20 protein-coding genes and 1 pseudogene are annotated in these 19048 nt (G+C 56.7%); 14 read left to right on the top strand and 7 right to left on the bottom strand.

Annotated features, from left to right (window positions below; all coding sequences use genetic code 11):
* Positions 1–39: 39 nt before the first annotated feature.
* From rpmG to radC, 3 genes are all read right to left on the bottom strand, one after another.
* A complete protein-coding gene (gene rpmG / locus DBY66_RS13670; RefSeq protein ID WP_001051798.1) occupies positions 40–207 on the bottom strand; it encodes a 50S ribosomal protein L33 in 168 nt (55 codons plus the stop codon).
* 11 nt (positions 208–218) lie between these two features.
* Positions 219–455, bottom strand: a complete 237-nt coding sequence (gene rpmB, locus DBY66_RS13665; protein ID WP_010616494.1) for a 50S ribosomal protein L28 — start codon at positions 453–455, stop codon at positions 219–221.
* Positions 456–698: 243 nt separating this feature from the next.
* Positions 699–1355 carry a DNA repair protein RadC gene (radC, locus tag DBY66_RS13660; protein ID WP_104086047.1) on the bottom strand — a complete coding sequence of 219 codons (657 nt, stop codon included), beginning with the start codon at positions 1353–1355 and terminating at the stop codon, positions 699–701.
* A gap of 189 nt (positions 1356–1544) precedes the next feature.
* Between radC and coaBC the strand changes: the two genes are divergently transcribed.
* From coaBC to slmA, 3 genes are all read left to right on the top strand, one after another.
* Positions 1545–2765 carry a bifunctional phosphopantothenoylcysteine decarboxylase/phosphopantothenate--cysteine ligase CoaBC gene (coaBC, locus tag DBY66_RS13655; RefSeq protein ID WP_104086046.1) on the top strand — a complete coding sequence of 407 codons (1221 nt, stop codon included), beginning with the start codon at positions 1545–1547 and terminating at the stop codon, positions 2763–2765.
* Complete coding sequence (dut, locus tag DBY66_RS13650) at positions 2743–3201, top strand: dUTP diphosphatase (RefSeq protein ID WP_039381277.1); 459 nt, start codon at positions 2743–2745, stop codon at positions 3199–3201. The genes coaBC and dut overlap by 23 nt, the downstream gene beginning before the upstream one ends.
* Positions 3202–3313: 112 nt before the next feature.
* Positions 3314–3910 (top strand): nucleoid occlusion factor SlmA, encoded by a 597-nt coding sequence (slmA, locus tag DBY66_RS13645; protein WP_108570149.1) that lies wholly within the window; start codon positions 3314–3316, stop codon positions 3908–3910.
* A gap of 74 nt (positions 3911–3984) precedes the next feature.
* On the opposite strand, the gene pyrE is transcribed toward slmA, so the two are convergent.
* The 3 genes from pyrE to DBY66_RS13630 form a co-directional block, all read right to left on the bottom strand.
* Positions 3985–4626, bottom strand: a complete 642-nt coding sequence (pyrE, locus tag DBY66_RS13640; RefSeq protein ID WP_108570150.1) for an orotate phosphoribosyltransferase — start codon at positions 4624–4626, stop codon at positions 3985–3987.
* 50 nt (positions 4627–4676) lie between these two features.
* Positions 4677–5393, bottom strand: coding sequence for a ribonuclease PH (gene rph / locus DBY66_RS13635; RefSeq protein WP_094111962.1), 717 nt, complete (start codon positions 5391–5393; stop codon positions 4677–4679).
* A gap of 98 nt (positions 5394–5491) precedes the next feature.
* Positions 5492–5908, bottom strand: coding sequence for a DUF3574 domain-containing protein (locus DBY66_RS13630; RefSeq protein ID WP_158249875.1), 417 nt, complete (start codon positions 5906–5908; stop codon positions 5492–5494).
* A 133-nt stretch (positions 5909–6041) separates the two neighbouring features.
* Between DBY66_RS13630 and DBY66_RS13625 the strand changes: the two genes are divergently transcribed.
* The 6 genes from DBY66_RS13625 to DBY66_RS18030 all read left to right on the top strand — a co-directional run bounded on the left by DBY66_RS13625 (position 6042) and on the right by DBY66_RS18030 (position 11240).
* On the top strand, positions 6042–6905 hold the full coding sequence (locus DBY66_RS13625; RefSeq protein ID WP_039381293.1) for a YicC/YloC family endoribonuclease: 864 nt from the start codon (positions 6042–6044) through the stop codon (positions 6903–6905).
* 411 nt (positions 6906–7316) lie between these two features.
* A complete protein-coding gene (gene lpxP, locus DBY66_RS13620; RefSeq protein ID WP_094111960.1) occupies positions 7317–8240 on the top strand; it encodes a kdo(2)-lipid IV(A) palmitoleoyltransferase in 924 nt (307 codons plus the stop codon).
* A gap of 261 nt (positions 8241–8501) precedes the next feature.
* Positions 8502–8897, top strand: a complete 396-nt coding sequence (locus DBY66_RS13610) for a polyketide cyclase (protein WP_071668653.1) — start codon at positions 8502–8504, stop codon at positions 8895–8897.
* A 433-nt stretch (positions 8898–9330) separates the two neighbouring features.
* Positions 9331–9597 (top strand): hypothetical protein, encoded by a 267-nt coding sequence (locus DBY66_RS13605; RefSeq protein ID WP_071668654.1) that lies wholly within the window; start codon positions 9331–9333, stop codon positions 9595–9597.
* Between the two features lie 73 nt (positions 9598–9670).
* The gene (locus tag DBY66_RS13600) at positions 9671–10318 is read left to right on the top strand and encodes an oligosaccharide flippase family protein (protein ID WP_186368996.1); all 648 of its coding nucleotides are present in this window, start codon (positions 9671–9673) and stop codon (positions 10316–10318) included.
* Positions 10319–10622: 304 nt separating this feature from the next.
* Positions 10623–11240, top strand: coding sequence for a trimeric intracellular cation channel family protein (locus DBY66_RS18030; RefSeq protein ID WP_071668661.1), 618 nt, complete (start codon positions 10623–10625; stop codon positions 11238–11240).
* On the opposite strand, the pseudogene ligB reads toward DBY66_RS18030, so the two are convergent.
* Positions 11181–12923: pseudogene (gene ligB / locus DBY66_RS13595) on the bottom strand (NAD-dependent DNA ligase LigB); the annotation flags it as partial. The gene DBY66_RS18030 and the pseudogene ligB sit on opposite strands and share 60 nt — an antisense overlap.
* Positions 12924–13160: 237 nt before the next feature.
* Here ligB and gmk point away from each other — a divergent pair.
* The 5 genes from gmk to recG are packed head-to-tail and all read left to right on the top strand — an operon-like array spanning position 13161 to position 19020.
* Positions 13161–13784: a guanylate kinase gene (gmk, locus tag DBY66_RS13590; protein ID WP_104086040.1), complete on the top strand. Its 624-nt coding sequence runs from the start codon at positions 13161–13163 to the stop codon at positions 13782–13784.
* 57 nt (positions 13785–13841) lie between these two features.
* Positions 13842–14117 carry a DNA-directed RNA polymerase subunit omega gene (rpoZ, locus tag DBY66_RS13585; protein WP_013511051.1) on the top strand — a complete coding sequence of 92 codons (276 nt, stop codon included), beginning with the start codon at positions 13842–13844 and terminating at the stop codon, positions 14115–14117.
* A gap of 20 nt (positions 14118–14137) precedes the next feature.
* Positions 14138–16246: a bifunctional GTP diphosphokinase/guanosine-3',5'-bis pyrophosphate 3'-pyrophosphohydrolase gene (gene spoT / locus DBY66_RS13580; RefSeq protein ID WP_039381317.1), complete on the top strand. Its 2109-nt coding sequence runs from the start codon at positions 14138–14140 to the stop codon at positions 16244–16246.
* Between the two features lie 3 nt (positions 16247–16249).
* Entirely contained in the window at positions 16250–16945 is a 696-nt protein-coding gene (gene trmH, locus DBY66_RS13575) for a tRNA (guanosine(18)-2'-O)-methyltransferase TrmH (protein WP_039381320.1), read from the top strand.
* The gene (gene recG / locus DBY66_RS13570; RefSeq protein WP_108570153.1) at positions 16942–19020 is read left to right on the top strand and encodes an ATP-dependent DNA helicase RecG; all 2079 of its coding nucleotides are present in this window, start codon (positions 16942–16944) and stop codon (positions 19018–19020) included. Before trmH ends, recG begins: the two co-directional genes overlap by 4 nt.
* Positions 19021–19048 lie beyond the last annotated feature (28 nt).

Below are 19048 nucleotides of genomic sequence, written 5' to 3'. Positions count from 1 at the left end.
AACCCGGCCGGAGCCGGGTTTTTCGCAAGAACACCAAAATTACTTAATTTTGGCTTCTTTGTAGATCACGTGCTGACGTACAACCGGATCGAACTTTTTCAGTTCCAGTTTCTCAGGTTTAGTACGCTTGTTCTTCGTGGTGGTATAGAAGTGACCTGTACCAGCAGAGGAAACCAGCTTGATCTTCTCACGAATACCTTTAGCCATGATTCAGTTCCTTAGTACTTCTCACCACGGGCGCGGATTTCGGCCAGAACCGTATCGATGCCCTTTTTATCAATAACACGCATACCTTTAGCAGATACACGCAGAGTAACGAAGCGCTTCTCGCTCTCAACCCAGAAACGGTGAGAGTGCAGGTTCGGCAGGAAACGGCGTTTCGTCGCGTTCATTGCGTGGGAACGGTTGTTACCGGTCACCGGACGCTTTCCAGTTACCTGGCAGACTCGTGACATTTCTATTCTCCAAAAATCAAATCAGCTCGAGCTTTAAAAACATAGGTTTTGGCCGCCTCGTCAGGCCTTAGCCCGCCAGGCGAGTTCCATGTGAACCCGCTAAGCTGGCCCAAACGCCAAACCCGAGATTCTCAAAGGTGGCGTAGTATACGCCGCTCAGCTCAAGTGCTCAAGTCCCGAACAGATAAAGATCCCTCCGGATCGCGCAAAAACGCCGCATTTCTGCCCGATTGAGGCGTAAAACTATAGCCAGCCGCGCTCAGCGAATGAGGTAAACTCGCCGTGACCGATCACCAGATGGTCCAGCAGGCGAATACTCAGCAGCGCGCAGGCCTGGGCAATTTTGGTGGTAATTTCCCGATCGGCACGGCTCGGATCGGCGTGTCCCGAAGGGTGATTGTGCGCCAGAATCACCGCTGCAGCGTTAATTTTCAGCGCTTCCCGCACAATTTCGCGCGGATGAACCTCCACGCTGCTGATTGAGCCGGAAAACATCTTCTGCGCCTGCAATACGCGATGCTGGTTATCAAGAAACAGCACCATGAAAATCTCCCGCTTCTCATGGGCCAGTACGCTTTGCAGATAGTGACGTGTGACCTGCGGATTCTCCATCACATTTTCACGCGCCAGCTGGCTGGCAAAAAAACGCCGTCCCAGCTCGGCTATCGCGTGCAGCTGGGTCAGCTTTGCCCGGCCAACGCCTTTAATCAGGCTCAGTTCTCGCTCGCTGGCGGTCATGATGCGATACAGTGAGCCAAACTCATTGAGCATCTGCCGCGCCAGCGTCATAACGCTGATGCCGCGCGTACCGGTGCGCAGAAAAATCGCCAGCAGCTCGGCATCATCCAGCGACTCTGCGCCCGCCTGTATCAGTTTTTCCCGTGGTGCCAGTTTCTTCATTGCGCTACTCCCTGTGGCGGAGCGTCAGGATGCGCGCTGGCGGTCAGCGATGCCAGTGCTGCATTTCTCTTTTCAGAGATGCCTCGCAAAGGGCACGGTCGGTGAACAGGCGGCCGGGCGGTTTTATGATAAAGTTGGCCTGTCTGCTGCGCCGGGCGCGGCATCATGCGTTAAGTTGAGGCAAACAACATGACTGGATTAGCCGGGAAAAAAATTCTGCTGGGCGTCAGCGGCGGTATCGCTGCCTATAAAGCGCCGGAGCTGGTGCGACGTCTGCGCGATCGCGGCGCCGAGGTGCGCGTAATGATGACCTCCGCAGCCCGCGCCTTTATTACCCCGCTCAGTCTGCAGGCGGTCTCCGGCTACCCGGTGTTTGATGACCTGCTCGATCCCGCTGCCGAAGCCGCGATGGGCCATATTGAGCTGGCGAAATGGGCTGACCTGATTGTACTGGCTCCCGCCTCGGCTGATTTAATCGCCCGTATAACTGCCGGGATGGCTAACGATCTGGTGACTACCGCCTGTCTCGCCAGCGACGCGCCGCTGGCGCTGGTACCGGCGATGAATCAGCAGATGTACCGTGCCGCCATTACGCAGGAGAACCTGCAGCGCCTGCAGCAGCGCGGCGTCATGATCTGGGGACCGGATAGCGGCAGCCAGGCGTGCGGTGACACAGGACCAGGCCGTATGCTCGATCCGCTGGCGATTGTGGCGCATGCGCTTGAGTGGGCCGAGCCAGCCCGCGATCTGCAGCATCTCAGTATCATGATTACCGCGGGTCCGACCCGCGAAGCGCTGGATCCGGTGCGCTATATCAGCAACCACAGCTCAGGCAAAATGGGCTACGCGATAGCCGCCGCCGCGGCCCGGCGCGGTGCGCGCGTCACGCTGGTCTCCGGTCCGGTCACGCTGGCCGCCCCCGCCGGCGTGCAGCGTATCGACGTGACGACCGCGCTGGAGATGCAGGCGGCGGTCATGGCGCAAATCGGCCAGCAGCATATCTTTATTGCCAGTGCCGCCGTGGCGGACTATCGCGCGGCAACCGTTGCAGCTGAAAAAATGAAAAAACAGGGTGACGACGATAACGTCACGCTGCAGCTGGTGAAGAATCCGGACATTGTCGCCGGCGTGGCGGCACTGCAGGAGAATCGTCCCTACGTGGTGGGATTTGCCGCCGAAACCCGGAATGTGGAAGAATACGCGCGGCAAAAACGCGTACGGAAAAATCTGGATCTGATTTGCGCTAACGATGTCGCGCAGGCGGGTCAGGGTTTTAACAGCGACACCAATGCGCTTCACCTTTTCTGGCAGGAGGGAGAAAAACGCTTACCGCTCAGCGATAAGTCGCTCCTTGGCCAACAGTTAATAGACGAGATAGTCAGCCGTTATGATGAAAAAAATAGACGTTAAAATTCTTGATGCGCGCGTTGGCAGCGACTTTCCGCTGCCCGCTTACGCCACCTCTGGTTCTGCAGGTCTCGACTTACGCGCCTGCCTTGATGAGGCACTGGAGATCGCGCCAGGTATGACTACCCTGGTACCAACCGGCCTCGCCATCCACATCGCTGACCCGACGCTGGCCGCGGTGATCCTGCCGCGCTCCGGCCTGGGCCACAAGCACGGTATCGTGCTCGGTAATCTGGTCGGCCTGATCGATTCTGACTACCAGGGACAGCTTATGGTTTCAGTCTGGAACCGCGGTCAGGAGCACTTTACCCTGCAGCCGGGCGATCGTCTGGCGCAGCTGGTGTTTGTGCCGGTGGTACAGGCGGAATTTAACCTGGTCGAAGATTTTGACACCAGCGATCGCGGTGCAGGCGGGTTTGGCCACTCTGGCCGTCAGTAAGTTACCACTCTTCATTTAGCCATCTTGTTAACGCATGTCGCTGCAGGTAATTACCTGTGGCAGACAGGCAGGTATTGCCTGTATTTAATGAATTTCAGGGGTGTTGAAGGTCATGGCAGAGAAAAAAGTCGCGAAAAGGAATCGTCGCGAAGATATTTTGCAGACGCTGGCGCAGATGCTGGAGTCAGGGGATGGCACCCAGCGAATTACCACCGCCCGGCTGGCCGCTAACGTAGGCGTTTCCGAGGCGGCCCTCTACCGCCACTTCCCCAGTAAAACACGGATGTTTGACAGTCTGATTGAGTTTATCGAAGAGAGTCTGATTACCCGCATCAATCTGATCCTGAATGACGAAAAAGAGACCACGACACGATTGCGTCTGATTGTGCAGCTGATCCTGGGATTTGGTGAGCGTAATCCGGGGCTGACGCGTATTCTGACCGGCCACGCGCTGATGTTTGAACAGGATCGCCTGCAGGGACGTATCAACCAGCTGTTTGAGCGCATTGAAACGCAGATGCGTCAGGTAATGCGCGAAAAGAAAATCCGCGACGGAGAGGGGTTCCGGACAGATGAGGCCCTGCTGGCCAGCCAGCTGCTGGCGTTTTGTGAAGGCCTGCTGTCGCGCTTTGTCCGTTCTGAGTTTCGCTACAGTCCGACTGCGGAGTTTGACAGCCGCTGGCCGCTGATAGCCGCGCAGCTGATTTAACCTCTTGCCTGCCGGGCCAGGCGTGCATCAGCGCGCATGCTGCGGCCGTCACTGATGGCGGCCGCAGCGCGGTTTCAGATACCGTATTCGTTACGGTAAGCGCGTACCTTCGCCAGATGGTCTGCCATCTCCGGCTTCTCAGCCAGATAATCAATCAGATCGCTCAGGGTAATAATGGCGGTAACCGTACAGTGATAGTCGCGCTCGACTTCCTGAATCGCTGATATCTCCCCGCGCCCGCGCTCCTGGCGATCGAGTGAAATCAGGACGCCAGCCAGCGTGGCATGATGCGCGCTGATAATGTCCATCGATTCGCGAATCGCCGTACCGGCGGTGATCACATCATCAACCAGCATCACTTTGCCTTCCAGCGTGCTGCCCACCAGCAAACCGCCTTCACCGTGATCTTTTGCTTCTTTACGGTTAAAGCAGTAGGGCACGTCGCGATCGTGATGGTCGGCCAGCGCCACGGCGGTGGTCGTGGCGATGGGAATACCTTTATACGCCGGGCCAAACAGCAGGTCGAAACTGACACCGCCGTCAACCAGCGCCTGCGCATAGAAACGCCCCAGCAGGGCCAGATCGCGTCCGCTGTTAAACAGGCCGGCATTAAAAAAGTAGGGGCTTTTTCGCCCCGACTTCAGGGTAAACTCACCAAATTTCAGCACCCCTTTATTCAGGGCAAATTCAATAAACTGACGCTGCCAGGCTTTCATCTCTCACTCCTCAAATAAACAAAAGGCGACCCGGGGGTCGCCTTAGTACATCAACTGGATAGCGCAGCCTTCTGCGCCTGAATCAACTGTTCAATCCCGCCTCGCGCCAGCGCCAGCAGTGTTAATAGCTCCTCGTGGCTGAACGGCTCGCCTTCTGCGGTGCCCTGCACCTCAATCATGCGGCCATCTTCCATCATCACCACGTTCATATCCGTTTCCGCTGCGGAATCTTCAACATACTCCAGATCGCACAGCGCCTCGCTGCCAACGATACCGACGGAGATAGCGGCTACCATGCCTTTCAGCGGGCTGCTCTTCAGTTTACCTGCGGCAACCAGCGCATTCAGCGCATCCGCCAGCGCCACGCAGGCGCCGGTAATTGACGCGGTACGCGTGCCGCCGTCCGCCTGAATTACATCGCAATCCAGCGTGATGGTGTATTCACCCAGCGCGGCGAGGTCAACCGCAGCACGCAGCGAGCGGGCAATCAGACGCTGGATTTCCAGCGTACGGCCACCCTGCTTGCCTTTGGCCGCTTCGCGCGCCATGCGGCTGTGGGTTGAACGCGGCAGCATGCCATATTCTGCGGTTACCCAGCCCTGACCTTTACCCTTAAGAAAACGCGGCACGCCTTCCTCGACGGTCGCGGTGCAGAGCACTTTGGTTTCACCAAATTCAACCAGAACCGAGCCTTCGGCGTGTCTGGTGTAGTGACGGGTAAGGGTAACGGGGCGCACTTCAGAAGTGCTACGGCCTGCAGGACGCATAGGTTCTCTCCGGCTTGCTTGAGTTTGGCTGCGCATTATACGGACTTCAGCCGCAGCTGTCCCGCGCGCGTGGAGCAGATCGACGATTCTCTTTCTGCTCAGCGGACCGCGGCGCAGACCAGCGTATCGATGCGGGTAGTGGTTTTGGCGTTAAAGCGCGTACGATACCGGTCGCGCGCGCGCTCAATCACGGCAGAAAAGGCGACATCCGGCGGATAGAGCAGCACTACAACCCGGCGCGCTTCTCCCTTTCCTGCGGCGTCATAGCTTGTCAGCGTATCGCCAAAGTGCGGCATCAGCTCCTCACGCAGAAACGGCTGCCATTCCCGCTCCGGCACTGCACTCAGCCACAGCGTGGTCTGCATCATCATCTCTCCGGCACCACACAGCGCCACCGGTGCGTTGTGCTGCGGGATCGGCTGCAGGCGCGCGGGTGCAGTCTGACATCCGGCCAGCAGCAGCAGTGCCACCAGGCTGCAAAAAGACTTATACGGAGTACGAAACAGATCGGACATCATCATCGCCGGGTAATATGCTCGCTCAGGATCAGTAGGCCTGCTCTAAACATAGCAGCGTTTTGCTATCCCTATCCCGCCGCACCGCACGCCGCTATAATGCGCAGAACATTCCCTGAAAGAGTACAAGCTTATGATCCGCAGTATGACCGCTTACGCCCGTCGCGAAGCCAAAGGCAGCTGGGGCAGCGCGACCTGGGAACTGCGCTCGGTGAACCAGCGCTATCTGGAAACCTATATTCGCCTGCCGGAACAGTTCCGCGGCCTGGAGCCGGTGATCCGCGAGCGCATCCGCACCCGCCTGACGCGCGGCAAAATTGAGTGCCATCTGCGTTTTGATGCCGATCCGGGCGCACAGGGCGAGCTGCAACTGAACGAAGCGCTGGCAAAACAGCTGGTGCAGGCTGCCAACTGGGTAAAAATGCAGAGCGATGAGGGTGCCATTAATCCGCTGGATATTCTGCGCTGGCCGGGTGTAATGTCAGCACCGGAGCAGGATCTGGACGCCATTAATGCTGAGTTGCTGACGGCGCTGGATGGCGCGCTGGATGACTTTATCGAAGCGCGTGAAAGTGAAGGTAACGCGCTGAAGAGTCTGATTGAGCAGCGTCTTGCGGGCGTATCGCAGGAAGTCAGCAAAGTACGTGCGCAGATGCCGGACGTGCTGAAATGGCAGCGCGAACGCCTGGTGACCCGGCTGGAAGAGGCAGAAGTTCAGCTGGAGAATAATCGTCTGGAGCAGGAACTGGTCATGATGGCCCAGCGCGTTGACGTGGCGGAGGAGCTGGATCGCCTCGACGCGCATGTTAAAGAGACCTACAACATCCTGAAGAAGAAGGAAGCGGTCGGCCGTCGCCTCGACTTTATGATGCAGGAGTTTAACCGCGAGTCGAACACCTTAGCCTCTAAATCGATCAATGCAGATATCACCGCTTCAGCCATTGAGCTGAAGGTGCTGATTGAGCAGATGCGCGAGCAGATTCAGAACATCGAATAACGTTTCATCTGCCAGCCTCAGCAGCATCTCTGCCTGAGCCCGCAGCAGCAGGTTCAGGCAGCAACCCTTTCGCTAGACTATTTTTTATCTTTTGCAATGTAAGCATTGTGCGTGCAATGATGTACAGCTGTGTCTGCTGCTGACCTGTCCTGACATATCTGCGGTATCTTCAGCATTAATACTGCTATTTTATCTGATTGATTTTACTCAATTAATAGAAAACTCATCCTTCCTGCAGCCGGTAATGTCCCGGGTTCCATAAATTCCATCAATCCTAAAGATACTAAAGTTAGCAGAATTCCTAAGGCACTATTTGCTAAAGTGCCGGTCGTAATTACTACAGTTGTACCGCACCAGGAACCATGGACCGACTTCTTAGCGCGTTACATTTACTCTACCTATGAAGGTGCTATGAAGAAAACCGGACAGTTTCGCTCCACACTGCTGCATCCCCGTTACTGGTTTACCTGGTTCGGTCTGGCCGTGCTCTGGCTGCTGGTGCAGCTTCCCTATCCCGTTCTGATCCGTCTCGGGGCAACGGCGGGTAAACTCTCGCGCCATTTCCTCAAGCGGCGCGAACGCATCACCCGTCGCAATATTGAACTCTGCTTCCCGCATATTAATGAAGAAGAGAAAGAGGTCATGATTGCCGGCAACTTTGAGTCGCTCGGCATGGCGCTGGCGGAAACCGGTATCGCATGGTTCTGGTCAGATGCGCGGGTTCGTCGTCTGTTTGACGTCAGCGGCATTGCTAACCTGCAGAATGCGCAGAATCAGCAGCGCGGCGTGATGGTTATCGGCGTGCACTTTATGTCGCTGGAGCTGGGCGGCCGCATTACCGGTCTCTGTCAGCCAATGATGGCCATGTATCGTCCGCATAACAATCAGGCGATGGAGTGGGCGCAGACCAGAGGCCGTATGCGTTCCAATAAAGCGATGATTGACCGTCGCGATCTACGCGGCATGGTGCAGGCGCTGAAGCAGGGCGAAGCCGTCTGGTTTGCCCCCGATCAGGATTACGGTCCGAAAGGCAGCGTATTTGCACCGCTGTTTGCAGTAGAGAAAGCCGCTACCACGAACGGTACTTTTGTTCTGTCGCGTCTTGCGCGGCCCGCAATGCTGACGATTGTCCTGATCCGCAATCCGGATAAAACCGGATACCAGCTCATCATTCAGCCGGAACTGGAAGGCTATCCGCATGAAGATGAAGCCGCTGCCGCTGCCTATATGAACAGAGTGATTGAAAAAGAGATCCTGCGTGCGCCGGAGCAGTACCTGTGGCTGCATCGTCGTTTCAAAACGCGTCCGCCAGGTGAAGCCTCTCTTTACGTCTGATCTGCGCAATAACGGTCCGCATGCATTTCCTCTTTCGTGCGGACTGCCGCTCCGGTAATCAGGATCCACCCGCTGGCAGCATCCGCTGCCGGCTGCCCTGCCCCCTCACGTAACAGCCATCCTCCTGCCGGCGGCGCGGCTTCACCGGCCATAGCGCAAAAAACCTCTGCTGCACCACACTTTTTCTGTTGCGTCATAGGCAGCCCGGTCAGCTTCCGATAGGGTGAGTTCATTATGAATGACACTGCCTCAGGAGGCATTATGCTGCCCTCACAGACTCTCACGCTTACCGTGCCGCGTAACTGGCTGGATCTGTATGAAACCATCTGGCAACCCACCTGTTTTGCAAAATGGGTAAGCGACCTGAACGGCGCAACACTGGTGCAGGAGGGACAATACTGGCGGGCAAAGCGCGGAGAGAATTCGCTGAAACTGCGTTTTACCCCGCATAATCCGTTTGGCGTTATGGACTACTGGACAGATAACGGCAGCGGTAAAGAGCGCTACATGCCGATGCGCGTGATTGCTAATGGCCAGGGAGCTGAACTTGTGGCCGTGCTCTACTGTCAGCCTTTTACTTCCGATGCGCACTTCGTGCAGGAAGTGGCGGCCCTGCGCGCCGACATGGAAAGATTACTTTATCTTTTAACTCACTAGAATCAAACGCTTACATAAATCCTGATTTCCCAGCCATTGCTGGGCGCAATTACAAAAAAAACTGCATTTTTTTTGCGCAGTACTCCTTAACTGTTTCGTGGTTTTTTCTCCGATTTCAGCACCGTATCCCCAGCCAGGCTAAAGCGTTGTTAACAGGAAAATTCCTGGCTGACCGCATGACGTAATCCTGTAAAGGTATTGATATAAAAAGATATTCATATCATTTGGAGGTCAGGCGCTGAGAGAAATAAGACAGTTTCCTGAAAATATTAATTAGTCAGAAACATCGCTGCTTAACTATTTTAATGCATAGTCTGAAACCATTAATTTCTAAAGTTTGTTTATAGGAATTTTCTCATGGTGTTAAATTAAATAAAAAACTGTATAACGTATTCACACACAGCAAGACTTAATAATAAAAACAGGGAAAAACATGGATCGCTCAACTTATCCTTTGTTGTCAGAAAAAGAATTCGTTGAGATTGCCAGACGGATGCTGGCCGGGGATTATAATAATACAAAAGGATTTTATAACGATCTCACGGATTTCCTCCGTACCGGAGGAGATACCGTGCAGACAAAAGAAATAATAAACGCCTGCGGTATTGCGCTATTTTCAGAACACCATTTGCTGCAGTGTATTTATAAATGGCAAAACCTGAAAGGTATCTCAGGATTGCGTCAGGATGTGCTGCACTAAGGTGCAGGGCGTGCCGCTTCTGCTCTGTACAACTCCTTAACTGTGATGGTACATGTACCATAATGAGCATACTGTGGCGATACGTGAAAGAGAGCTGTCCAGCGCCAAATGGTCGCTTCTCTCTTCAGCAAAAATTATTGGCATTGGCGTTTTACAATTGACGCTGCTGGCGCAGACTTTGCAGGCGAATGAATTAAACCTGCTGGTTATCGCCATACTGGCTCTGCTGGTTATCGATACACTTGCCGATCGCGGCTTTAATAATAAAATAATTCGCAAAATAAGCTTTAATAATAGCGAAATGTCCGTTCTTTACTGGGGAAGTATTTTTACCGGCTTATTTATTTTTGCAGCATTGTTTATTGGCAGTGACATTTATAGCGCTATAATAGCGCAGCAGCCGCATCTTGCGGTTATGCTGGAGATGATGTCGGTAATATTTATTATTATCCCGCAGGGGCAGCACTACCGGGCTATCCTGCAGCGGGAAAAGCAGTTTACGCGTATCGCTTTTATTGAGATCACCTCGGTAGCAGCGGGCCTGGCGGCAACACTCTTTACGGTGTGGCTGATGCCGTCGGCGCTATGCGCGGTCTGGGGATACCTTGCGCTGGTCTCCGTCAGAATGCTGCTCTGTTGCTACTACGGTCGCGCCTGGTTCCAGCCTGCGTACCGTTTTAGCCTGAAAGAATTCGCCAGCGTGCGAGCAAGAAACGGATAATAACAACAAGTCTGTATGGTGGGCTCTGGGCATCTGTCCGATGCGTTCGCGTGCTGGTTAACAGCACGCTTTTTTCTTTTCTGCGCTGCAGGCGATTTAATCGATCCTCGTCTGAAAACAGGCTTCCCCGCATCATATTTTTTTATCACAAATATTGACGCATTTTGTTTATCCCCTTCCCTGCCTGCCTTTTCTTAATCATCACATTATCTATTCTAATCTGACGCCGTTCAGTTGAAAAAATCTCAATAGTCTCTGCGCCGCGGAGGCTTTAGCCTTGCCGGCCAGACTGCTGGAGCCCCCCATGCTATTAACTGTTCTCTACCTTATCGGCATTACCGCTGAAGCGATGACCGGCGCGCTGGCTGCAGGCCGGCGCAAAATGGATCTGTTTGGCGTTATTATCATCGCTTCTGTCACCGCAATCGGAGGCGGCTCGGTGCGCGATATTCTGCTGGGTCACTACCCGCTCGGCTGGGTAAAGCATCCGGAGTACATCATGATTGTTGCGGCGGCAGCGGTGGTCACCACTTTTGTTGCACCGCTGATGAATCACCTGCGCAAAGTGTTTCTGGTACTTGATGCGCTGGGCCTGGTGGTGTTCTCGATTATTGGTGCGCAGGTCGCGCTGGATTCCGGCCACGCAGCGATCATCGCCGCAATTGCTGCGGTCATCACCGGCGTATTTGGCGGCGTGCTGCGCGATATGTTCTGCAACCGCATTCCGCTGGTGTTCCAGAAAGAGCTGTATGCCGGTATCGCCTTCGCATCTGGCTGGATCTATATCCTGCTGCTGAAAACCTCGCTGGCGCATGAAGCGGTGGTCATTATCACCCTGCTGTTCGGTTTTGCTGCCCGCCTGCTCGCCCTGCGTTTCCGTCTCGGCCTGCCGGTCTTCAACTATCCCCATCCTGAACACTGAGGGAGCGGCCGGAATGCCCTGCTGCTGCAGAAACGCGATTAGCTCACGCAGCTGAGGCGTCTGCAGCATGGTGACCAGCCGCTGCGCCAGCACGTCGCCAACCCCCGGCAGCTGCTGCCAGTCCGCCCCGGTGCGTGCCAGCAGCGCTTCCCACTGCGTATCCGGCAGGGACGCAAGCGCCTGACGCGGCAGCGGCAGACCCAGCGCCGCGATCCAGCGCCGCAGCGGCTGCTGACGCGTAAGCCTGAAACTGAGCCAGATACGCTGCGCCCGCGCCGGCGATATGCCTTCCGCTGCGGCAATCTGCTCTGGCGTCAGCGTCAGCCATGAAAACAGGTGCGTCAGCGCACCGTGCTGTACCAGGCGCTGCCAGCTGCTGCGCTGCATACCGGCAATATCGAGCACGGTTTTCTGGCTCAGCCCGCTCAGGCGGGAAAGAAACTGCGCACGACAGGCAGGCGTAATATGCAGACAGCTGGTAGCGTGAAAATCATCACTGGCGGGCGGTTCCGGATAGTGGCGTTCCGCCACCCGCCAGATCACCCGCTCCAGACGCGGGATCCCCAGCCCGGCCAGCGTCAGCGTGACCTGATCGCCGGCTATCACATCCAGCGCGCGCCAGCGTGCAACAGAGCCGATGCTGATACGCCGGATGGTTTTATCCTCTGCCTGCACCGGCTGCAGGTTCAGCACCACCGCAACTTTCCCGGTGCGGCCAACGGAAAACGTAACGGCACGCACTTCGCTGCTGACTTCGGCAGGCTGATATTTCCATGCGGCGGACCAGCTTCCCTGTCCTGGCTGCCAGTCCCGGCCGGCAGCAGAAGGCGCAGCGTGGATCACCACGCCATCGGTGGCAAACGGCAGCGCGGCGCGAAACCAGCGCTCGCGCCACGCGGCAACCTGTTCTTCATCACTGACCGGCTGGCTCCACTGCCGGGCAAGATCAAAGCCCCAGCGCGACAGCTGCGTAAGTTTTTCCGTCATCTCCGGGGGGCCGTCCGGCCACGCCCAGATAAACAGCCCGGTGCGTTTCAGCAGCGGACCGATCTCGCGCCGCATCATCGCGCCGGCCACCTGCGCCCGCGCATTGGCTCCGCCATCGCGCGCCTGCTGATGACCGGTCATCTGCAGAAACAGCTCTCCCTGCAGGACGACCTCCGCCAGCGAGGTCTCAATCCGCTGCGGAATAGCCGGAATATGCGCCGCTTTGTCGCGCCACTCCTCACCGCGCACGCCATCGCCACGGCTGATAAGCGACGTCAGCCTGCCGTGACGATAGAGCAGCGTGACGGCCACGCCATCGACTTTAGGCTGAACCCAGAGCGCGGATTTATGCTGCATCCAGTAAGCAACCGCCAGCCTGTCGCGCAGCTTGCGCACCCCGGTATGCGCAACCGGATGTGGCGCGCCACGGCTGGCTGGCAGCGCGGTTTCATGTACCGGTTCGCCGGGTACAAAGCAGCGCTGCCACTGCTGCAGCCGGGAAAGCAGACTGTCATAGTCATCATCGCTGACCGGCGACGCCCCCTGCTGGTAGTAAACGTTGTCCCAGTGACGCAGCTGCTCCTGCAGGCGCGTTATCTCCTGCTGCGCCCGCACCGGCGACCAGACGGGGCACAGCGCTTTTCCCCGGCTTTCTGCATTCAGCAGGCAGAGACCTAACCACAGCCATCGTTTCATTGCCGCTCTCCTTTTTGCTGATTGAAGCGTGCGGCGGTGGTCATAGCCAGTAGCCTGCGCAGAGTATGGAATCGCGCTCGCGCACAAATCTGACGTTTTACTCTCTGTTACCGCGCGGTTTGCGCCTGTTCGCAGAAAAGAATTGCCTTACCTGCGCGGCAAACGCTGCGTGGCGGCCCTAACCCGTGTATACTGTGCAGGAAATCGACTCCGCTCTTTACTCAATTCAAGATAACCATGGCTCAAGGCACGCTTTATATTGTTTCCGCCCCCAGCGGCGCGGGTAAATCCAGCCTGATTCAGGCGCTGTTAAAGACACAACCGCTCTACGACACGCAGGTGTCGGTATCGCATACCACCCGCGACATGCGGCCTGGCGAAGCGCATGGTGAGCACTACTTTTTTGTTTCCAAAGCTGAATTCAAAAGCATGATTGCTGAAGATGCGTTCCTCGAGCATGCCGAAGTGTTTGGCAACTATTACGGTACATCCCGTGCCGCGATTGAGCAGGTTCTGGCCACCGGCGTGGATGTCTTTCTGGATATCGACTGGCAGGGCGCGCAGCAGATCCGCAGCAGAATGCCTGCAGCACGTAGTATTTTTGTCCTGCCGCCGTCAACCGAAGAGCTGGATCGCCGTCTGCGCGGCCGTGGTCAGGATAGCGAAGAGGTTATCGCCCGCCGCATGGCGCAGGCCGTGGCGGAAATGAGCCACTATGCTGAATACGATTACCTGATTGTTAATGATGATTTCGATCTGGCGCTGTCCGATCTGAAAACCATTATTCGCGCAGAACGTCTGCGTATGGGACGCCAGAAAGCGCGTCATGATGCTTTAATCAGCAAACTATTGGCAGTCTGAATTCAGTTTCAGTATTATGCCCAGTCATTTCTTCATCATCTGTGGAGTAGCACACCTATGGCACGCGTAACCGTTCAGGACGCAGTAGAGAAAATTGGTAACCGTTTTGACCTGGTGTTGGTCGCTGCACGTCGTGCACGTCAGATGCAGGTAGGCGGCAAAGACCCGCTGGTTCCGGAAGAGAACGATAAAGCCACCGTTATCGCCCTGCGCGAAATCGAAGAAGGCCTGATCACCAACCAGATTCTGGATGTGCGTGATCGTCAGGAACAGCAAGAGCAGGAAGCCGCTGAGTTGCAAGCCGTTACCGCTATCGCTGAAGGTCGTCGTTAACCGCACTCTGCAGGTCAACCTTGTATCTGTTTGAAAGCCTCAATCAGCTGATTGAAAAATACTTGCCTGAGGAGCAAATCAAGCGCCTCAAGCAAGCCTACCTTGTCGCACGTGATGCTCACGAGGGACAGACTCGCTCCAGCGGTGAGCCCTACATCACCCATCCTGTTGCCGTGGCCTGCATTCTGGCCGAGATGAAACTCGACCATGAAACGCTGATGGCCGCGCTGCTTCATGATGTGATCGAAGATACACCTGCCACCTATCAGGACATGGAACAGCTGTTTGGCAAGAGCGTGGCTGAACTGGTGGAAGGCGTATCCAAGCTCGACAAGCTGAAGTTCCGCGACAAGAAAGAAGCGCAGGCTGAAAACTTCCGCAAAATGATCATGGCGATGGTGCAGGATATCCGCGTCATTCTGATCAAGCTGGCTGACCGTACGCACAATATGCGCACGCTGGGCGCCCTGCGTCCGGATAAAAAACGCCGCATTGCGCTGGAGACGCTGGAGATTTACAGCCCGCTGGCGCACCGTCTTGGTATTCATCATCTGAAAACAGAGCTGGAAGAGCTGGGATTTGAAGCGCTCTACCCTAATCGTTTTCGGGTGATCAAAGAGGTGGTCAAAGCGGCGCGCGGTAATCGTAAAGAGATGATTCAGAAGATCCTGTCAGAAATTGACGGGCGTCTGCTGGAGGCGGGCATTCCCTGCCGCGTCAGCGGACGCGAAAAGCATCTTTACTCGATCTACCGCAAAATGCACCTCAAAGAGCAGCGTTTTCACTCGATCATGGATATCTACGCATTCCGCGTGGTGGTGAAAGATCTCGACACCTGCTATCGCGTGCTGGGTCAGATGCACAGCCTGTATAAGCCGCGTCCCGGCCGCGTCAAAGATTATATCGCTATTCCCAAAGCCAACGGCTATCAATCCCTGCACACTTCCATGATTGGCCCGCACGGCGTGCCGGTTGAAGTGCAGATCCGTACCGAAGATATGGATCAAATGGCAGAGATGGGGGTGGCAGCCCACTGGGCCTATAAAGAAGCGGGCGAAAGCGGCACGACCGCACAGATCCGCGCTCAGCGATGGCTGCAGAGCCTGCTGGAGCTGCAGCAAAGCGCTGGCAGCTCGTTTGAATTTATCGAAAGTGTTAAATCCGATCTGTTTCCGGATGAGATCTACGTATTTACGCCGGAAGGCCGCATCGTTGAGCTGCCTGCTGGTGCGACGCCGGTCGATTTCGCCTACGCGGTACATACCGACATTGGCCACGCCTGTGTCGGCGCGCGCGTCGATCGCCAGCCCTATCCGCTGTCACAGCCGCTGACCAGCGGACAGACAATCGAGATTATCACCGCGCCTGGCGCACGCCCGAACGCTGCCTGGCTCAACTTTGTGGTCAGCTCAAAAGCGCGCGCCAAGATCCGTCAGCTGCTGAAAAACCTCAAGCGTGAAGATTCCGTTAACCTCGGGCGTCGTCTGCTGAGCCATGCGCTGGGCGGCAGTAAAAAGCTGGCTGAGATACCGGCAGAAAACGTGCAGCTGGAGCTGGAGCGTATGAAGCTCGCCAGCATGGACGATCTGCTGGCTGAAATTGGTCTGGGCAACGCCATGAGCGTGGTCGTAGCGAAAAACCTGCTGCAGTCCGCTGCGGATGCGGCGCAGAGCAGCAAGCGCAGCAAAAAACTGCCGATTAAAGGCGCGGATGGCGTACTGATCACTTTCGCCAAGTGCTGCCGTCCTATTCCCGGCGACCCGATTGTCGCACACGTCAGCCCTGGCAAGGGTCTGGTCGTACACCATGAATCGTGCCGTAATATCCGTGGCTACCAGAAAGAGCCCGAGAAGTTTATGGCTGTAGAGTGGGATAAGGTAACCGATCAGGAATTCGTGGCGGAGATTAAGGTGGATATGTTTAACCACCAGGGTGCGCTGGCGAACCTGACCGCCGCCATTAACACGGCGGGATCGAATATTCAGAGCCTGAATACCGAAGAGCGCGATGGCCGCGTCTACAGCGCCTTTATCCGTCTGACTGCTAACGACCGCGTCCATCTGGCAAACATCATGCGCAAAATTCGCGTGATGCCGGATGTGATTAAAGTCCACCGTAACCGTAATTAATGCATGAATGCTCAACGTTTTGCCCGAATTCAGGAAATGCTGGCGCTGCGTCAGCACGATCTCACCGTCTGCATGGAGCAGGTGCACAAGCCGCACAATGTCTCTGCGGTGATCCGCACGGCAGACGCAGTGGGCATTCATGAGGTTCACGCCGTCTGGCCCAGCGTGCGGATGCGCACGATGGTTTCGGCCTCCGCAGGCAGCAACAGCTGGGTAAAAGTTAAAACCCATACGCACATTACGGAAGCGGTACGCCATCTGAAAGATCGCGGCATGCAGGTGCTCGCCACCCATCTTTCAGACAAGGCGGTCGACTTTCGCGCTATCGATTACACCCGCCCGACCTGCATTCTGATGGGTCAGGAAAAAACCGGCATCACCGCCGACGCGCTGGCGCTGGCTGACCAGGATATTATTATTCCGATGGTGGGTATGGTGCAGTCGCTGAATGTCTCTGTGGCCTCGGCGCTGATTCTGTATGAAGCACAGCGCCAGCGACAGAATGCCGGCATGTATCAGCGTAAGCACAGCCTGCTGGATGAAGAAGAGCAGCAGCGTCTGCTGTTTGAAGGCGGCTATCCGGTTCTCGCCCGCGTGGCGAAGCAGAAAGGCCTGCCCTATCCGCAGATCAACATGCAGGGTGGCATCGATGCTGATGCCAGCTGGTGGTCCGCCATGCAAGCCACGGGTCGGAAATGAAAGGCCGGCTGCTGGATGCCATACCGCTCAGTACCCTGACCGGCGTCGGCGCCAGCCAGGCCGCTAAGCTGGCCAGACTCGGCCTGTTTACTATCCAGGATCTGCTGCTGCACCTGCCCCTGCGCTATGAAGATCGCACCCAGCTCTACAAAATTAACGATCTGCTGCCTGGTATCTGGGCCACCATCGAAGGCGAAGTGCTGAACAGCGAAGTCACCTTTGGTCGCCGCCGCATGCTGGTATGCCAGATTGGTGACGGCAGCGGGATTGCCACTCTGCGCTTTTTTAACTTCACCGCCGGCATGAAAAACAGCCTGGCGCCGGGTCGCCGCGTCACCGCTTATGGTGAGATCAAGCGCGGACAGCGCGGCGCCGAAATTATCCATCCTGAATACCGCGTTCAGGGTGAGCAGGGCGGCGTTGAGCTGCAGGAAACCCTGACGCCGGTCTATCCCACCACGGAGGGGATACGTCAGGCCACGCTGCGCAATCTTACCGACCAGGCGCTGACTCTCCTGGAGAGCTGTGCGATCGCTGAGCTGCTGCCGTCAGAGCTGAGCGGCGGGCTGATCAGCTTGCCTGATGCGCTGCGCACGCTGCACCGGCCGCCGCCCGATCTCCGGCTCAGCGAACTGGAAACCGGCCGCCATCCGGCACAGAAGCGATTAATTCTTGAAGAGCTGCTGGCGCATAATCTCAGCATGCTGGCCGTGCGCGCGGGCGCACAGCGTCATCATGCGCTGCCGCTGACCCCCTGCCATACGCTGGTGGACAGGCTGCTGGCCGCGCTGCCTTTCTCTCCGACCGGCGCGCAGCAGCGCGTGGTAAAAGAGATTGAGCGCGATCTGGCTAATGACTATCCGATGCTGCGCCTGGTACAGGGCGATGTCGGCTCCGGTAAAACGCTGGTGGCGGCTCTGGCAGCGCTGAACGTCATTGCCCACGGCAAACAGGTGGCGCTGATGGCGCCGACTGAACTGCTGGCCGAGCAGCACGCTGCAAATTTCCGTCAGTGGTTTGCGCCGCTCGGCATCGAGGTTGGCTGGCTCGCCGGCAAGCAGAAAGGCAAAGCGCGCGAAGCGCAGCAGGCGGCGATCGCCAGTGGTCAGGTGGCGATGGTGGTGGGCACGCACGCGCTGTTTCAGGAGCAGGTGAAGTTCAACGGCATGGCGCTGGTGATTATTGATGAGCAGCACCGCTTTGGTGTGCATCAGCGGCTGGCGCTGTGGGAAAAAGGCGAAGAGCAGGGTTTTCATCCGCATCAGCTCATTATGACCGCGACACCCATTCCGCGCACGCTGGCGATGACCGCCTACGCCGATCTCGACACCTCGACAATCGATGAGCTGCCGCCGGGCCGCACGCCGGTCACAACGGTTGCCATTCCGGACACGCGCCGCAGCGAGATTATTGAACGCGTAAAAAGCGCCTGCCTGGAGGGACGTCAGGCCTACTGGGTCTGCACCCTGATTGATGAATCGGACGTGCTGGAAGCGCAGGCCGCTGAAGCGACCTGGCAGGAGCTGAGCGTGGCATTACCCGATCTGCGCACCGGCCTGGTGCACGGTCGGATGAAGCCCGCAGAGAAGCAGGCGGTAATGGCCGCGTTCAAAGCGAACGAGATCCAGCTGCTTATCGCCACTACCGTTATTGAGGTTGGCGTGGATGTCCCTAACGCCAGCCTGATGATCATCGAAAACCCGGAGCGGCTCGGTCTGGCACAGCTGCATCAGCTGCGTGGACGCGTCGGACGCGGCGCTGTCGCCTCACACTGCGTGCTGCTTTATAAAGCCCCGCTGAGCAAAACCGCTCAGCGTCGCCTGCAGGTACTGCGCGACAGCAACGACGGCTTTGTGATTGCGCAGCACGATCTTGAAATTCGCGGCCCCGGCGAGCTGCTGGGCACGCGGCAGACCGGCAACGCTGAATTCAGGGTCGCTGACCTGCTGCGCGATCAGGCCATGATCCCCGAAGTGCAGCGCGTGGCGCGCCATATCCATCAATATTACCCCGAACAGGCACAGGCGCTGATTGAGCGCTGGTTGCCGGAAACTGAACGCTACAGCCACGCATAGAGGCCGGTTTCAGGCGCGCCCTGCGCGC

The organism is Pantoea sp. RIT413 (assembly GCF_003057675.2).
In the GTDB taxonomy this organism is placed as follows: domain Bacteria; phylum Pseudomonadota; class Gammaproteobacteria; order Enterobacterales; family Enterobacteriaceae; genus Pantoea; species Pantoea eucrina.
Note: the sequence above shows the minus strand (reverse complement) of the source record. Positions and strands in the feature narration are given on the sequence as shown.

Bases quoted from the DNA above. Each gene is read 5' to 3' on its own strand.
- rpmG (WP_001051798.1), bottom strand. From the start codon at position 207: ATGGCTAAAGGTATTCGTGAGAAGATCAAGCTGGTTTCCTCTGCTGGT.
- rpmB (WP_010616494.1), bottom strand. From the start codon at position 455: ATGTCACGAGTCTGCCAGGTAACTGGAAAGCGTCCGGTGACCGGTAAC.
- radC (WP_104086047.1), bottom strand. From the start codon at position 1,355: ATGAAGAAACTGGCACCACGGGAAAAACTGATACAGGCGGGCGCAGAG.
- coaBC (WP_104086046.1), top strand. From the start codon at position 1,545: ATGACTGGATTAGCCGGGAAAAAAATTCTGCTGGGCGTCAGCGGCGGT.
- dut (WP_039381277.1), top strand. From the start codon at position 2,743: ATGATGAAAAAAATAGACGTTAAAATTCTTGATGCGCGCGTTGGCAGC.
- slmA (WP_108570149.1), top strand. From the start codon at position 3,314: ATGGCAGAGAAAAAAGTCGCGAAAAGGAATCGTCGCGAAGATATTTTG.
- pyrE (WP_108570150.1), bottom strand. From the start codon at position 4,626: ATGAAAGCCTGGCAGCGTCAGTTTATTGAATTTGCCCTGAATAAAGGG.
- rph (WP_094111962.1), bottom strand. From the start codon at position 5,393: ATGCGTCCTGCAGGCCGTAGCACTTCTGAAGTGCGCCCCGTTACCCTT.
- DBY66_RS13630 (WP_158249875.1), bottom strand. From the start codon at position 5,908: ATGTCCGATCTGTTTCGTACTCCGTATAAGTCTTTTTGCAGCCTGGTG.
- DBY66_RS13625 (WP_039381293.1), top strand. From the start codon at position 6,042: ATGATCCGCAGTATGACCGCTTACGCCCGTCGCGAAGCCAAAGGCAGC.
- lpxP (WP_094111960.1), top strand. From the start codon at position 7,317: ATGAAGAAAACCGGACAGTTTCGCTCCACACTGCTGCATCCCCGTTAC.
- DBY66_RS13610 (WP_071668653.1), top strand. From the start codon at position 8,502: ATGCTGCCCTCACAGACTCTCACGCTTACCGTGCCGCGTAACTGGCTG.
- DBY66_RS13605 (WP_071668654.1), top strand. From the start codon at position 9,331: ATGGATCGCTCAACTTATCCTTTGTTGTCAGAAAAAGAATTCGTTGAG.
- DBY66_RS18030 (WP_071668661.1), top strand. From the start codon at position 10,623: ATGCTATTAACTGTTCTCTACCTTATCGGCATTACCGCTGAAGCGATG.
- gmk (WP_104086040.1), top strand. From the start codon at position 13,161: ATGGCTCAAGGCACGCTTTATATTGTTTCCGCCCCCAGCGGCGCGGGT.
- rpoZ (WP_013511051.1), top strand. From the start codon at position 13,842: ATGGCACGCGTAACCGTTCAGGACGCAGTAGAGAAAATTGGTAACCGT.
- trmH (WP_039381320.1), top strand. From the start codon at position 16,250: ATGAATGCTCAACGTTTTGCCCGAATTCAGGAAATGCTGGCGCTGCGT.
- recG (WP_108570153.1), top strand. From the start codon at position 16,942: ATGAAAGGCCGGCTGCTGGATGCCATACCGCTCAGTACCCTGACCGGC.